Raw genomic sequence first — 13790 nt, 5'->3', positions numbered from 1 at the left:
TAGGCGATCGGATTAATAGTGCCCAGCTCACTGGCAAGATTACGGCTATTTTTATGTCTTTGCTCTTTTTTGCTGCTCTTGTAAGAAAGAAAAAGGTGAAAGGCTTTGACCTAGTTGGATATCCGTGGCATGGTATGTGCAGTAAGTTAGCAAGCAGCATGGTTCCAGAAACATTCGAATTCTTTCGGTAGTCTGTAATTGTATTCCTTGTTCTACTCACTATTTATCTGGGTAATACCAGGATTTTTACAATTCGCAAATTGCGAAAAGGATTTATAACATGGCAACTGGCACAGTTAAGTGGTTCAACGATTCTAAAGGTTTTGGTTTCATTGCTCCGTCTGACGGCAGTGACGACGTTTTTGCTCATTTTTCTGAAATTCAGTCTGATGGCTTCAAAACCCTTCCAGAAGGTGCTAACGTTTCTTTTGACGTTACCCAGGGTCAGAAAGGCCTTCAAGCTTCAAACATCAAGCTGCTTTCTTAATCCTAGCTAGCTAGTGATTATGTAAGTGTTCGAATCTTCTAGATTCGATAATCGGGCCCCACTTCGGTGGGGCCCGATGCGTTTGTGTGTATCTAACAATAATTTCTTTCCCATTCTGCAAGGCTGCTCCTCTAAGATTAGAATTGATAAAGTGCTGAGGTCGATGCCTTGGCGTGGCTAGTATCCATTTTATTTTGATCAGACATATGGGGTATCACTATGCGTCTATCGCCACTCTTTCTTGGTATGGGCTTATTGATCGCAAGCGGTTTCACGATGGCCAGTGAAGGGTGCGAGAGCCCTACCACTCAGCTGGAAATGACCGAGTGCTCGGCTCAGGCCTATGAAGCAGCCGATACGGAGCTGAATGAGTCCTATCAGGTGCTTGTTAGCCAGATGAAAGGTAATGCGCCCGCGTTAGAAAAGCTGAGGTCCGCGCAGCGGGCATGGATTGGGTTCCGCGACGCTGAGTGTACATTTGAAAGCAGCGCCGTTGAGGGCGGTAGCGCCCAGCCTATGGTGCGCAATGGATGCCTTGAAAAGGTGACCGCGGCGCGTACAGAGAGGCTGCAGGAATACGCTAATTGCGAGGAAGGAGATCTAAGCTGCTCGCGTTGAGAAGCGATTGATCAGTATCGCGCACGATGATTCCCAGAAACGACAAAAGCACCCGAGGGTGCTTTTGTCGAAGGAGTGTCTGGTGGAGGCGGCGTCCCCCTGTGAGCGGTATCACGCCATGCCATGCTGAAGCCATAACCTACTGAAAGCCTTGTATTTACTGGCTTTACCTATCTTATCCTGTATCGCCTAATATCACCCTATGCTATTCTTTTGGTGGGGATAGTGGATGGTATGGATGTTGGGAGGCTGAAACGTGCCAAAAGTAGCCAAAGAGTTAAGCGCGTCTGAGGTACGACGCATTGATGAGCCGGGAACCCATGCGGTGGGTGGCTGTGCCGGTTTACTGCTGAAAGTGTCTAGCGGTGGTGGGCGTTCGTGGATCTTGCGCGCCCGAGTAGGGAACCGCCGCCGTGATTTTGGTCTGGGAGGTTTCCCAACCGTCCCCCTTGGTGATGCCCGCCATAAAGCCCGAGAGCTACGTGACAAGCTGGCGCAAGGTATCGACCCGGTAGTAGAGCGCCAAGCCGCCCGCGCCGCCCATATTGCCGCCCAAGCCAAACGGTTGACCTTTCGTGAAGCGGCTGAACAGTATCACGCCACCAAAGAAAAAGAGTTCCGAAACGCCAAGCACCGGAAAGACTGGATTGGCTCGCTAAAGCGCTACGCCTTTATTCATATCGGGGAAGTGCCGGTGGGGGATGTGGAATTGCCCCACGTCCTGAAAGCACTGGAACCTATATGGGAAACCAAAATGGAAACAGCAACCCGCGTTCGCCAGCGTATTGAGGGCGTATTGGCATGGGCTGCCGTGCGTGGCTACCGCGATGGCAATAATCCCGCCCGGTGGCAAGGCAACCTTGATGCCGTGCTGATGAAGCCTGCTAAGGCAGGCAAGGGCAAACGACACTTCCCAGCGTTGCCATGGCAGCGCGTCCCCGAGTTCCTGCAAGACTTGCGCGCCCGTGAAGGCATGGGCGCTAGGGCGCTGGAGTTCGCCATTCTGACCGCCGCCCGGTCTGGTGAGATACGCGGTGCCACTTGGGATGAAATCGACCTGAGCGCCAAGGTATGGACTATCCCGGCTGACCGCATGAAGGCAGGCAAGCCCCACCGGATACCGCTATCACCCGCCGCCGTTACCCTGCTGGAAGCGCTGCCCCGTATGCAAGGGCAGCCGTTGGTATTCCCGGCGGTGCGTGGTGGCAAAATTAGCGATGTGACCATATTGGCCACCGTGAAGCGGATGAACGCCACCAAAGAGAAGGAAGGCGGCGAACAATACACGGATCCCACCGATGGCCGCCCGGTGGTGCCCCATGGTTTCCGCAGTGCGTTCAAGGATTGGGCGCGCAACCGTTCAAGCTATCCCGATGAAGTGAGCGAGTTGGCGCTTGCCCACGTCAACAGCGACGCCACCCGCGCCGCCTATGCCCGTGATGAATTGCTGCCCCAGCGTACCAAGCTGATGACTGCATGGGCTGACTACTGCGCAGAACCGGCCAAGGCCAGCGCCAGCGTTACTGCTATTTGTAGGGAGGCTGGGGCATGAGGAACCACAGTGATATTTTCCCGTTTGATGTTGCCGCGTTTGAGGCGACAAGCAAGGCGCATACAACCGCCCGCACGGCTGCAGATGCGCTGCAAATTGCTGCAGAGTATTTAAGACGTCGCGAGCCACTACCGCCAATATTGGGCGACTACTTGGCTGATGCTTTCGAGACGGCCGCCGCCAAGCCGCTGGACAATCAAGGTGCTGTGCTGCTGCGTGAGCTAGGCATGAAGGCTGAAAACCGCCGCCCGAGCCATACTATCCCGTTTGATGTGGCGCTGTTTGTTGACAATAAGAACAATGGGAAAAGTGAACGCCAGCGGATCATTGCAGCCGCCAAGAAATTTGATGTGTCTGAAACCACGGTGAGGCGCTTGCTAACCACAGGCCGCCAAGACGTTGAAGAAGAGGCGCGAGAGCAGGCTCTATTTAATATCGAGGAAATGGAAAAAATAGCCAAGAACCCCCCTTCTAAATAGTGCGCCAAAAGGTGCGTATTTTTAGGCGCACTTTGCCACCGTATCTTTTGCATTAAGCCGGTTCAACGCGGTTCGCACGTCATCAGGTAATACCGGCCCGCCTGATGGTGTAGCAGCCGCGTCAACTTCAGAGGTTTGATGCCATGACCCCTTACACTTACCTGACCGTTCGCCAAGCCGCCGCTCGTCTAGCGGTATCGGTGCCTACCGTATGGCGTTGGGCGCGTGAACGTCCTGACTTCCCGAAACCCCACCGCCTTGGCCCCAACTGTACTCGCTGGCGCTTATCTGACCTTGAAGCATGGGAAGCCCAGCGCGGGGAGGTGGTGTCATGAGCCGCCGCTTAATTCGACTAGCCGCCGCCTTGGCTAAAGGCCCCGTTACCCGTGAACAGGTTGACCGGATAGCGCCAGCCAGCAATGGCCCCCACTTTATTGGAGTGTTGCGCCGCAAGCTGGAAATTGACCTTGATTGTGACCGCGTACCGTTCACGACAAAAGACGGGGAACCGTCATGGTATGGCCGCTATACGCCCACCCGAGAGGAACGCGCCAAGCTGATGGCGTTTGTGATTGAACAGGGAGGGTGCCTTGATGACTAGCGCAGAAAATAGCCCCGCTGTGGCTGCAACCACTGACGAGGCTCAAGGTATTACTTCACCCGAAAAGAATAGCACCGTTACCGCCGCCCTGACCATTATCACGTCAACGAAACCGGCACGGCTGGCCAAGTGCTACCGGCTGGCTGATGGCGAGCTGGTGAAGGATCCCGGCGGGGATATGTCACAAGGCAGCGCCGCCGTTAAAAGCGTGGATAGTCTGGCGACCTTTGCCCGTTTGCTGCAATCGCTCAAGACCAACCAAGCGCTGGCCTATGGCCGCCCTGAGCGTATGAATACCGGGCTGGTATCTAAACGCCGCTGGCTGGAAGCGGGCCGCCCTGATGATCCTATCCCCCGCAGTAAGGAGCATTTTTCATGGCCTGCTGGCGCTGGTGTCATGATGGCCGATTATGACCCCGGCGATGGTGAAAAAACGCTTACCCGTGATGACCTGCTGGCTTGCCTTCATGAAGCCGTGCCCGCTTTGGCTGACGTTGGCGCGCTGTGGTGGCCTTCATCGTCTAGCCATATTATGAACACGGAAACCGGCGATGATTTAACCGGGCTGCGTGGTCAAAGGCTGTACTGGCTGGCGCTGGATGCCCGAGATATTGAACGGGCCGGTAAGGCGCTGCAAACCTACCTTTGGGCTGCTGGCCATGCTTGGGTAGAGGTGGGCGCTGCTGGCCAACGGTTGAAGCGCACCCTGCTGGATGCCAGCGTTTACCAAGCCAACCGGCTGGACTTTGCCGCCGGTGCTGAGTGTATCCCGCCGCTAGAGCAACAGCGAGGCGAGCCGGTGCCCGTTGGTGGTGCGGTGGCTGTACTGGATACCCAAGTGGCAATCCCCGACCCGGATCCCACCACCTTGGCCGCTGCTGAAAAGAACCGCGTGGCTGCCATGCTTGCTGCCAAGCCTGAAGCCGATATGGTGCAGGCTGACTATATCGAAACCCGCGCCAGCGAAATGGCAGGCAGCGAGGCCAGCGCCGAAACCCTAGAGCAGAGCCGGGAAACCGTTAACCGTGCCCTGAGCCATGCGGTATTGGCTGGGGACTTCCCCATCATGCTGGTGGCTGATAATGGCAGCCAGCAAGCGCTAACCGTTGGGGATGTGCTGGATAACCCTGAGCGCTATCACAACAGCCTGACGCTTGACCCCATCGAACCGGACTACCAAGGCGGTAAGACGGTGGGCAAGCTGTACTTGATGGGTGCCCGCCCGCGTCTGTATTCGTTTGCCCATGGTGGTAAAACGTACAAGCTAAGTAGGCCGCCCGCGCGCGTGGAGCTGGTCAAAGGGCGTACCGTGGAAGCGGTGGAACAGGTGCTTGGTATTATGCGACGCGCCCCTGATGTGTTTGATTTTGGCGGGCCGCTGGTGACTGCAACGGATGGCCGCGTTTACCCGCTGGATGAACACGCCCTGAAGCACTGGCTTGGTGGTGCTACCCAGTTCTGGCGCTGGCAAAAGCTGAAAAATGATGGGCATGTAGAAGTTCTGGAAGATCCCCCGGTAAGCGTAGCCAAGGCCCTGCTATCCCTTGGTGAGCGCCGCGCGCTGAAGCCGCTGAATGCCATTATCACCGCGCCTACTTTGCGCCTTGATGGCTCGCTGCTGAACCGTCCCGGCTATGATGAAGCTACCGGCCTGCTGTTAGAGGTAGAAGGCGACGAAATCCACCCGGTGCCCATGTACCCATCCGGGGAGGAGGTCGAAACAGCGCTAGAACGCCTGATGCTGCCGTTTGCTGACTTCCCGCTAGTAGGCCCCGTGGATAAGGGCGTTTTGCTTGCTGCGTTGCTGACAGCCGCTATACGCCCTGTTCTGCCCACCGCGCCCGCCGTTGGCTTTGATGCGCCCACCCAAGGCAGCGGTAAAACCCTGCTGGCCAAGTGCGTGGCTGTGCTGGCGCTGGGGGAGGTGCCCACGATATGGCCGCATACCCATGCCCGCGATGATGAAGAAATCCGTAAGCGTATTATGACCATACTGATGACTGGCACCCGTGCGGTTATCTGGGATAACGTTATTGGCGTATTCGATAGCGCGGCGCTGGCTGGCGCTTTGACTTCCCAGCATTACAGCGACCGCATACTAGGCAGAACCGGCCATGCCAACGTGCCTAATAAATCGCTGTGGCTATTGACCGGGAATAACCTGACGTTGGCCGGGGATTTACCGCGCCGCGTTCTCAAGTGCCGGATAGACCCGGAAACAGATAGACCTTTTGCCCGTCAATTCGACCTGGATCCCGAGGCGTATTGCCAACAGCACCGCCAACGGATGGTAGCCGATGCCCTGACCGTCATTCGTGGCTGGCTGGCGTCTGGTGATGCGCCAGCACCGGGGAAGATGGCGAGCTTTGAAGAATGGGACTTGATGGTAAGACAGCCGGTGGCATGGGTAGCCCGTCATTTTGACTTGCTGGGGGAGTATACCGACCCGATGGAAGCGGTAGACGCTGCCCAAGCGGCTGACCCTGAGCAGGAACAGTTAGACGCGCTGCTGTGCTCGCTGGCTGATGTCTTTGGTAGTGACCCTTTCACTGCTAAGGAGGTGAAGAAAATCCACGACAACTACCACGACCCCCAGCTAAGAGACTTTGCCTTGCCTGACGTTGAGCAGGCATTGGCGGAAACCATAACGGAGTTCAAGACAGCAAAGCAGCTAACCACCCGCGCCGTGGGTAACGTGCTCAAGTTCCGGGCTGACCGTGTGGTCAACGGTAGGCGCTTACGCAAGCGCAATGCCCGGAGCAACGTTGCCGCTTGGGTAATTGAGAACGTCTAGCATCTGTTATCTAAAATTATCGCTTTGGGTAGTCTGATGGGTATGGTTTCTACCGCCATGAAATAGGCATCCAAGATTCGTTAAAGATACCTATAGCGAAACAGGGTGAATCTAGGTAATCAGACTATCCAGAGTTATCAAAAGCTGAATTTCCCGACTATAAAAAAGGAGCCAACGTCATGGACTTCACACCCGAGCCGCTAGACATAACCTTGCCGCCGCTGGACTTCACACCACCGGCTATAGACCTAGATACCGTGCCACCGTTTGACGTGGAGCCACTGCCAGCAAAGGAGGCCGAAACATGAGCCACAATCCTCGCCGCTTCACCCAGCCCGTTCGTCTTATCGTTTCGGTAGAAGCTGACACCGTGACCAGTATAGACAGCCTGATGAAGCAAGGGCGCCAGCATGGCCACCGGAACCGGGCTGAGTTCGTTAGACGCGCGATTGAAAGGGAGCTAGCCCGCTGCCTAAAACAGCCATAGCATTAAATATGTATGCCGCATTGCCTTAGAGATTCTGTAAACGATTCATCTAAGAGGTATTCGCCCACGTTGGAGCCTTGTTGGTTAAAACCAACTGAACGATAGATTAACTTTTGGCCCGCAACCATTTGGTTGAGAATTTCGTCAGCCTTTTGCCCTGTGGTGGCGGTATAGGGCGATAGCGATTTAGACGTATACGCCATTGTGGCACTGTAAGTTTGCTCTAAAGCTTGCTGCTGTTCCGGTGTAAGGTGCTGAGACATGCTAGCTAGAGATCCTTGGGCAGAAGCATTTGGTACAAGATCCGCTGGTGTTTCATCTACCGAAATCGTCCAGGCCGGATTTTGGTCAATACGTAGCTGAACTTCACCGACAGGTATTTTTACACCGCCGCCACTCATAACACCTATTCTTATTTCCCCTTCCTTTTTCTCAACAAACGGATATAAGGAACCGGTATAGGTATACACGCTTGAAGATGTATATTTTGACCCGACAGTAACGCGGCACGTTGATTCGTCAGTAAATTCATCGGTTTGAAAATCCGCTACCCACCTGACGCTGGGTGCAGTGAGAGAAGAGGAAGAACACCCGTATAAAAATAGGAAGGATAAAGCCGCTACTGATTTTGCTAATGTGCTTTTTTTCATATGCCACCCCAGCCAAAGATAAATTAAAGCAGCAATTTAGCACTACGTTGCTTGCTCAGCCACTGTGATGATTTTCATACCCCTTAAAAAGGGTCTGATGATTTTCAGACATGTTTACGCGCGCGTGGCCTGTTAAGCAGGTGAATAACAGGCACTTCGATGATTTTTCTGAGGTCACGTTGTGCGTACTGATGCTGGAAAAACCTTCATGCCAGCATTGTACACCATGGCATATTGAACGCGCCTAAGCCTCACCCCTACCCTAAGATTACCCCAAGGATTTACAGCGCCCGTGATGGCGCTGTTTTCGTTTGTCTGACTGGCGCTAATAGGCGGCTGATGTGCTGGGAATAGGCGGCTGATGCGGTAACTTTGGTTTCCCTGTTCAATTCCCAAACACGGATTTGAACCAGCGTCCCATGCAAGGAATTGAAAAAGCGCCAGCATGGTGGATAAATCGGTTTTGATTTTGGATAGGCAAGCGCCAGCCAGCCACCGCCCAAAAGGGTGAAAAGTAGCGTTTTGCTTTGGTTGGTATTTTGGATGGGAAAACAAAAAAAGCACCCGTAGGTGCTTGATTTGTAGGGGTGTCTGGTGGAGGCGGCGGGAATTGAACCCGCGTCCGCCAGCACGCGCCTATTGGCTCTACATGCTTAGATTCCGTCATTTAGTTTAGCGCGACTGACTCCGACGGTCAGGATTCAGCAACGCGAGCCTTCTAAAGTTTAACGGTTGGCGAGAAGACACCACCAGCCGCGGTCCTATCAGCTTTGGCTCATATCCCCGCAGAGATGAATAGGCACATCACCTTGGGGCCAGGCAAGAAGCTAACAGTTTAAGCTGCTAGCGCGCCTTGAGCGTAGTTTTCGTCATTTGCGACTATTTTTTCGTGATGTGGGATTTACGAGATACATCACGCTCTCGGCATGCACCGCAAGGGTTGTCACCGGCGTCGAAACCATGTCGCCCCCTTATTACAGGTGAGCATTCTAACGTGCTCACTTCCAATTGACCAGTTATGCCTTGCTATGTTCCCGCATGATTCGTCCTTTTTGACGATTCCAGTCGCGATCTTTTTCCGTGGCACGTTTGTCGTGCAGCTGTTTGCCGGTCACTAGCGCCAGTTCGCACTTCACTTTGTTACGTGTCCAGTAAAGCTTTAAGGGCACGCAGGTGTGGCCTTTGTCCTGGGTGATCGAAAAGATTTTGGCAATCTCTTTACGATGCAGCAGTAGTTTGCGGGTACGCGTTGGGTCAGCAATTTCGTGAGTGCTGGTGGTATTGAGCGGCATGAAATGGCTACCCAGTAGAAACGCTTCGCCGTTACGCACCAAGATATAGGTGTCGGTGAGCTGGGCTTTTCCTGCGCGCAGGCTTTTGACTTCCCAACCAGCCAGCACTAATCCTGCCTCGAAGGTCTCGTCGATATGGTATTCAAACCGCGCCTTCTTGTTCTGGGCGATAACGCCGCTGCCAGATACTTTGCTTTTACCTTTCTTAGTGGCCATGGAACCTCATATTTAATCTGTCAGTGGCATCCCCTTCGTTATTGGGGGAGGCGTGATACCATTTAAGATCTGAAAAATATTTCCCATGATACGCTTTGGGCACTGTGAAGTCAGCGGAGAGGTCAATGCCAACCGTCAATCGTTCCGCCTTAGTGCGGCACACCCCCCAGAAAATGTTCGATCTGGTCAACGACTTTGAGCGTTACCCTGAGTTTTTGCCTGGGTGTCGTCAAGCGCGTCTGATAGAGCATGATGATGTGCATCTCATCGGTGAAATGACCCTTGGTCGCGCCGGTGTTGAACAAACGATTACTACCCGTAATGATCTTTTCGAGCCTGAACGGATAGAAATGTCGCTAGTAAAAGGACCGTTTAAGCAGCTCAAAGGTCGCTGGATGTTTACTCCTATGGGGGAGGGCGCCTGTAAAGTCAGCCTGGAAATGGAATTCGAATTTGCTAACCGGTTTTTAGGTATGGCCTTTGGAAAGATCTTTCAACAAATAGCGGGGCAGCTCGTTGATGCCTTCACCAAGCGCGCTAACGAGCTATATGGCCGCTGAAACGCTCACGGTTGAAGTGGCCTATGCCTTGCCGCACAAACAGCGCCTGGTGGCTCTGCGCGTGCCTGAAGGAACCACAGCCCGCCAAGCCGTTGAGCGTGCCGATTTGCCCGCGCTGTTTCCCGAACTACCCAGCGGCACGTTCGAACAAGCGCCGCTGGGTATTTTCGGTAAAGCGCTACGCAGCCCCGACACCCAGGCCCTGCGTGAGGGCGATCGGGTCGAGGTATATCGGCCGCTGGCCATCGACCCCAAGGCGGCTCGCCTAGAGCGCGCAAAGCGCCAAGCGAGCGACCAGGGGCGCTAGCCCCGCATCAAAGCTGTGAGGCGGGCTGTGTGCTGATGGGCGCTACGTTTTGCGTGCTTTCATCAGGCTGCATAAGCATGGGGTTAGACCCTTCGGTTGCAGGCCCCATATTACTGTCTACATCTATGGGCAGCGCTTGGGATAAATCGCCTTCTTGTTCAATGTTGGCTAAACGGCCCTGTGGATCGAAAGCCAGGGTGACGCGGCGCTGCTCGACACCGCCATAGGCTTTGTCTACGCGGAACACATAGTCCCACTGGCTAGCGTCGAAGGGCGCTTCCAGCAAAGGTCTGCCCATCACATAAACCACCTGTTCTTGGGTCATGCCCGGCTGAAGCTGGCTCACCATCTCTTGGGTTACCAGATTACCTTGAGGGATGTCGCGTTTGTATACGCCGACGTAGCTGCAGCCACTCACAACGGTAAGGGCGACGGAAAGTGTGATGATTCGAGTCAATTTTTGCATTTGGGCCTGTTCTTCACTATCGTGGTTTCGGTTGATCATACCCGACCTAACCTGTTACTGCGAAGAGCGACCATGGCCGATCAGAACCATGAATTGCGCAAAGCCGGTCTAAAAGTGACCCTGCCGCGCGTCAAGATACTTCAAATTCTCGAAAATGTTTCGGGCCAACACCACCTCAGCGCTGAAGAAGTGTACAAAACACTGATTGATGCGGGCGAAGACGTTGGCTTGGCAACCGTGTACCGCGTATTGACTCAATTTGAGTCGGCGGGACTGGTTATTCGTCATAATTTTGACGGAGGCCACGCGGTATTTGAGATGACTCAAGAGGACCACCATGATCATATGGTGTGCCTTGAAAGCGGCGAAATCATTGAATTTGTAGATGAAATCATTGAACGTCGTCAGCAAGAGATTGCCGAAGAGCATGGCTACGAGTTAGTAGATCATGCGCTGGTGCTTTATGTTCGCCCGCGCGGGTCTGACGTAACGCGCCAGGACAGTGGCCCGACGAATAGAAAATAATATTCGTAGGTCGGATCTGTTTGTGAAGAGAAAGCACAAGCGCCCTACCTATTTGGTCGAATTCCTTAAGCATGGAATTCGCCAAGTAGGCAGGGCGCTTTCTTGTTTGTGTAGATTGTCTGTGTAGATTGTTTGTGTAAAGCGCCGCGTTAATGTTGAAAAATGCGTGCGTTTAAAAAATTAGTGCGGCGGACGCTGGCTGGCGTGAAGCATCTCGCGGGCGTGTGCGAGCGTTTGATCAGAGAGTGTGACACCGCCAAGCATGCGCGCAAGCTCGCTGATACGGCCGCGTTCATCGAGCAGTGCCATTTGGGTGAGCGTAGTGTCGCGTTTTGCCTGCTTTTCGATATGTAAGTGTTGGTGCGCCTGTGCCGCCACCTGGGGCAGGTGAGTAACGGTCATTACCTGGCCGTTTTGGCCTAACTTGCGCAGCAGTTGGCCAACAATTTCTGCGGTGGCGCCCGAAATACCTACGTCTACCTCATCAAACACTAGGCTGGGAACGGTTGAGTGCGTTGCGGCAACCACTTGAATCGCCAAGCTGATCCGCGATAGCTCGCCGCCGGAGGCTACTTTGGTAAGCGGTCTGGCGGGCTGCCCAGGGTTGGCGCTGATCAAAAACTGCACCCGGTCTAGTCCTTCTGGACTAGGCGCATCTTTCGCGATGACGTCTACTTCAAAGCGTGCTTTGCCCATGGCTAAGTAGCCCAGCTGCTGCTGCACTTCTTTGCCCAGGCGAAGCGCGGCTTTTTGACGATTATCGCTAATTTTTTTGGCTTCTTGACGATAGTGCTCACGATATTCGACGACTTGAGCGCTTAAGGCTTCAAGATCATTGCCTCCTTCATTGAGCTGCGCAACTTCTCGCTGTAAATCGGCATGCAGGGCGCAGAGCTCTTCAGGGGCAACATGATGTTTACGGGCAATCCGATGGACATCGGTCATTCTCTCCTCAACCCAGGCGAGGCGTTCAGGATCTAGCTCGGTGGTGCTTGCGAGGCGATTTAGCTCGCTAGACGCTTCTTCTACCTGAATACGTGCATCGCCTAGCATGGCGAGCGTATTGGCCAAGGTGCCTTTGTCGCTGCCTGGCAGCGCGCTTAAGTGTGCGAAGGCTTGATTTAATAACGACAGCGCGCCGCTTTCATCACCGGCGCAGCAGTCGGCGGCAAATTGGGTTTCGCGCAGGGTTTCTTCGGCATGGGCGAGCGTATGTTGCTCTTCCTCCAGTGTTGCTAGCTCGCCCTCCGCCAAGCCGAGCTGATCCAGTTCTTCCACCTGATAACGCAGCAACTGCCGTTTGGCTTCTACCTCACTGCCTTCTTCGCTGAGTTTTTTAAGCTGGCGGCGCGCGTTGCGCCATTCACGAAACGTCTCCGCTAATTGAGAGGTTGCGCTATTGAGACCGGCATAATCATCCAGTAAGGCAAGGTGCGTCTCTTCGCGCATTAGCGCATGGTGAGCGTGCTGCCCGTGGATCTGAATAAGCTGTTCGCCGAGCGATTTTAGATCCGAGATAGTGGCGGGATGACCATTAATCCATGCTTTAGAGCGGCCGCTGGCGGTCACAATGCGCCGTAGCAAGCATTCTTCAGAAGGCAGGTCACGAGACGTGAGCCACTCAATGGCGGCGGGCAGGTGCTGAATATCAAAGCGCGCAGAGAGGTCGGTGCGTTCGCGTCCGTGGCGCACGCTGCCGGCATCGGCACGTTCGCCCAGGCATAGCCCGAGGGCGCCTAAGAGAATCGATTTACCCGCCCCGGTTTCCCCGGTAATGGCGGTCATGCCACCGGTTAAATCGAGCTCTAAGTGATCGACAATGGCGAAATCTTGAATAGCTAGCTGAGTGAGCATGACGCCTCCTGAGGCGGTATGGCGCAGAAGCTGGATACTTATCCAATAGTTGTTGATTTATACAGTAGTTAATAACTCACTTCAATGCACCTCTTGAGATGGCGTTTATGGCCCCCATATAGCGTGCATAGCTAATTATGAACTTGTCTCTTTGCGCGCAACTTGGTGTAGAAGCGCCTTACTTTTTAGGAGCACAACATGGCGAAAGAACCGCAAACTCCGTTAGATGACGAATTGAGCCGCCACGAGCATGAAGCAGACGGCGCTGAACAGGCGGCTGAAAAAGCCGCCGAAGAGCGCTTGCTGGAAGGCGAGCTGGAAGGGTTAATTAACGACGACGAGCCGTTAGACGGCAGTCTTGATAACCCTGAAGCTGAAATGCTGGCTGCCAAGGTCGATGAGCTAGAGCAAAGCTTAGCCGAAGCAAAAGACCAAGCGCTGCGCGCCGCTGCCGAAGCGCAAAACGTGCGCCGTCGAGCCGAGCAAGAAGCCGACAAAGCCCGCAAGTTCGCGCTCGAAAAGTTTGTCAAAGAGCTGTTGCCAGTGGTGGACAGCCTTGAGAAAGCGCTGGAAAACATGGAAGAAGATGCTTCTGATGTGCACCGTGAAGGTGTCTCCATGACGTTAAGAATGCAGCTGGATGCGCTCAATAAATTTGGCGTTGAGAGCATCGAGCCCCATGGCGAGCCTTTCGACCCTCAGGTGCATGAGGCGATGGCCATGGTGCCCAATCCGGAGCTTGATCCTAATACCGTGATGGATGTCATGCAGAAAGGTTATTTGCTTAACGGACGCCTTGTGCGCCCGGCGATGGTTATCGTGAGCCAGAAAGCCAATTAAGCAATTGGTGACACAAGGTGTGAAAAAACCCTTGAAAAGCTAGCGGCGGCCCCCAGATATAG

General features: G+C 54.1%; 18 protein-coding genes and 1 other RNA gene. 13 read left to right on the top strand and 6 right to left on the bottom strand.

Going from position 1 to position 13790, the window contains the following annotated elements; all coding sequences use genetic code 11:
• The first annotated feature begins 280 nt into the window (after positions 1 to 280).
• The 9 genes from CIK78_RS00790 to CIK78_RS00755 all read left to right on the top strand — a co-directional run bounded on the left by CIK78_RS00790 (position 281) and on the right by CIK78_RS00755 (position 7018).
• Positions 281 to 487 carry a cold-shock protein gene (locus tag CIK78_RS00790; protein ID WP_007111857.1) on the top strand — a complete coding sequence of 69 codons (207 nt, stop codon included), beginning with the start codon at positions 281 to 283 and terminating at the stop codon, positions 485 to 487.
• 219 nt (positions 488 to 706) lie between these two features.
• Positions 707 to 1105, top strand: a complete 399-nt coding sequence (locus tag CIK78_RS00785; protein WP_096276297.1) for a lysozyme inhibitor LprI family protein — start codon at positions 707 to 709, stop codon at positions 1103 to 1105.
• A 256-nt stretch (positions 1106 to 1361) separates the two neighbouring features.
• Positions 1362 to 2657: a site-specific integrase gene (locus tag CIK78_RS00780; protein ID WP_096276295.1), complete on the top strand. Its 1296-nt coding sequence runs from the start codon at positions 1362 to 1364 to the stop codon at positions 2655 to 2657.
• Positions 2654 to 3136: a hypothetical protein gene (locus tag CIK78_RS00775; RefSeq protein ID WP_096276293.1), complete on the top strand. Its 483-nt coding sequence runs from the start codon at positions 2654 to 2656 to the stop codon at positions 3134 to 3136. The genes CIK78_RS00780 and CIK78_RS00775 overlap by 4 nt, the downstream gene beginning before the upstream one ends.
• Before the next feature lie 143 nt (positions 3137 to 3279).
• The gene (locus tag CIK78_RS00770; protein ID WP_096276291.1) at positions 3280 to 3471 is read left to right on the top strand and encodes a helix-turn-helix domain-containing protein; all 192 of its coding nucleotides are present in this window, start codon (positions 3280 to 3282) and stop codon (positions 3469 to 3471) included.
• Positions 3468 to 3737, top strand: coding sequence for a hypothetical protein (locus CIK78_RS00765; RefSeq protein ID WP_096276288.1), 270 nt, complete (start codon positions 3468 to 3470; stop codon positions 3735 to 3737). Before CIK78_RS00770 ends, CIK78_RS00765 begins: the two co-directional genes overlap by 4 nt.
• Entirely contained in the window at positions 3730 to 6531 is a 2802-nt protein-coding gene (locus tag CIK78_RS00760) for a hypothetical protein (RefSeq protein ID WP_096276286.1), read from the top strand. Before CIK78_RS00765 ends, CIK78_RS00760 begins: the two co-directional genes overlap by 8 nt.
• A 179-nt stretch (positions 6532 to 6710) precedes the next feature.
• Positions 6711 to 6839, top strand: a complete 129-nt coding sequence (locus CIK78_RS17965) for a hypothetical protein (RefSeq protein WP_255249072.1) — start codon at positions 6711 to 6713, stop codon at positions 6837 to 6839.
• Complete coding sequence (locus CIK78_RS00755) at positions 6836 to 7018, top strand: hypothetical protein (protein ID WP_096276284.1); 183 nt, start codon at positions 6836 to 6838, stop codon at positions 7016 to 7018. Before CIK78_RS17965 ends, CIK78_RS00755 begins: the two co-directional genes overlap by 4 nt.
• Before the next feature lie 2 nt (positions 7019 to 7020).
• On the opposite strand, the gene CIK78_RS00750 is transcribed toward CIK78_RS00755, so the two are convergent.
• The 4 genes from CIK78_RS00750 to smpB form a co-directional block, all read right to left on the bottom strand.
• Positions 7021 to 7668 (bottom strand): hypothetical protein, encoded by a 648-nt coding sequence (locus CIK78_RS00750; RefSeq protein ID WP_096276282.1) that lies wholly within the window; start codon positions 7666 to 7668, stop codon positions 7021 to 7023.
• Between the two features lie 281 nt (positions 7669 to 7949).
• A complete protein-coding gene (locus tag CIK78_RS17835) occupies positions 7950 to 8300 on the bottom strand; it encodes a hypothetical protein (RefSeq protein ID WP_176483342.1) in 351 nt (116 codons plus the stop codon).
• Positions 8261 to 8639, bottom strand: a transfer-messenger RNA (tmRNA) gene (gene ssrA / locus CIK78_RS00745). Before ssrA ends, CIK78_RS17835 begins: the two co-directional genes overlap by 40 nt.
• Positions 8640 to 8684: 45 nt before the next feature.
• The gene (gene smpB / locus CIK78_RS00740; RefSeq protein WP_096276280.1) at positions 8685 to 9176 is read right to left on the bottom strand and encodes an SsrA-binding protein SmpB; all 492 of its coding nucleotides are present in this window, start codon (positions 9174 to 9176) and stop codon (positions 8685 to 8687) included.
• 125 nt (positions 9177 to 9301) lie between these two features.
• On the opposite strand from smpB, the gene CIK78_RS00735 reads away from it, so the two are divergent.
• Positions 9302 to 9736, top strand: coding sequence for a type II toxin-antitoxin system RatA family toxin (locus CIK78_RS00735; RefSeq protein WP_096276278.1), 435 nt, complete (start codon positions 9302 to 9304; stop codon positions 9734 to 9736).
• Positions 9726 to 10043, top strand: coding sequence for an RnfH family protein (locus tag CIK78_RS00730; RefSeq protein ID WP_096276276.1), 318 nt, complete (start codon positions 9726 to 9728; stop codon positions 10041 to 10043). The genes CIK78_RS00735 and CIK78_RS00730 overlap by 11 nt, the downstream gene beginning before the upstream one ends.
• Positions 10044 to 10050: 7 nt before the next feature.
• On the opposite strand, the gene CIK78_RS00725 is transcribed toward CIK78_RS00730, so the two are convergent.
• A complete protein-coding gene (locus tag CIK78_RS00725; protein ID WP_096282210.1) occupies positions 10051 to 10509 on the bottom strand; it encodes an outer membrane protein assembly factor BamE in 459 nt (152 codons plus the stop codon).
• Between the two features lie 72 nt (positions 10510 to 10581).
• Between CIK78_RS00725 and fur the strand changes: the two genes are divergently transcribed.
• Entirely contained in the window at positions 10582 to 11034 is a 453-nt protein-coding gene (gene fur / locus CIK78_RS00720) for a ferric iron uptake transcriptional regulator (RefSeq protein ID WP_096276274.1), read from the top strand.
• A 180-nt stretch (positions 11035 to 11214) separates the two neighbouring features.
• Here fur and recN read toward each other — a convergent pair whose 3' ends face one another.
• Entirely contained in the window at positions 11215 to 12888 is a 1674-nt protein-coding gene (gene recN / locus CIK78_RS00715; protein WP_096276271.1) for a DNA repair protein RecN, read from the bottom strand.
• A 198-nt stretch (positions 12889 to 13086) separates the two neighbouring features.
• Here recN and grpE point away from each other — a divergent pair, with 198 nt between their 5' ends.
• Positions 13087 to 13728 carry a nucleotide exchange factor GrpE gene (gene grpE, locus CIK78_RS00710; protein ID WP_096276269.1) on the top strand — a complete coding sequence of 214 codons (642 nt, stop codon included), beginning with the start codon at positions 13087 to 13089 and terminating at the stop codon, positions 13726 to 13728.
• The last annotated feature ends 62 nt before the right edge of the window (positions 13729 to 13790 follow it).

It is taken from the genome of Halomonas sp. JB37 (genome assembly GCF_002332255.1).
Classification (GTDB): domain Bacteria; phylum Pseudomonadota; class Gammaproteobacteria; order Pseudomonadales; family Halomonadaceae; genus Vreelandella; species Vreelandella casei.
Note: the sequence above shows the minus strand (reverse complement) of the source record. Positions and strands in the feature narration are given on the sequence as shown.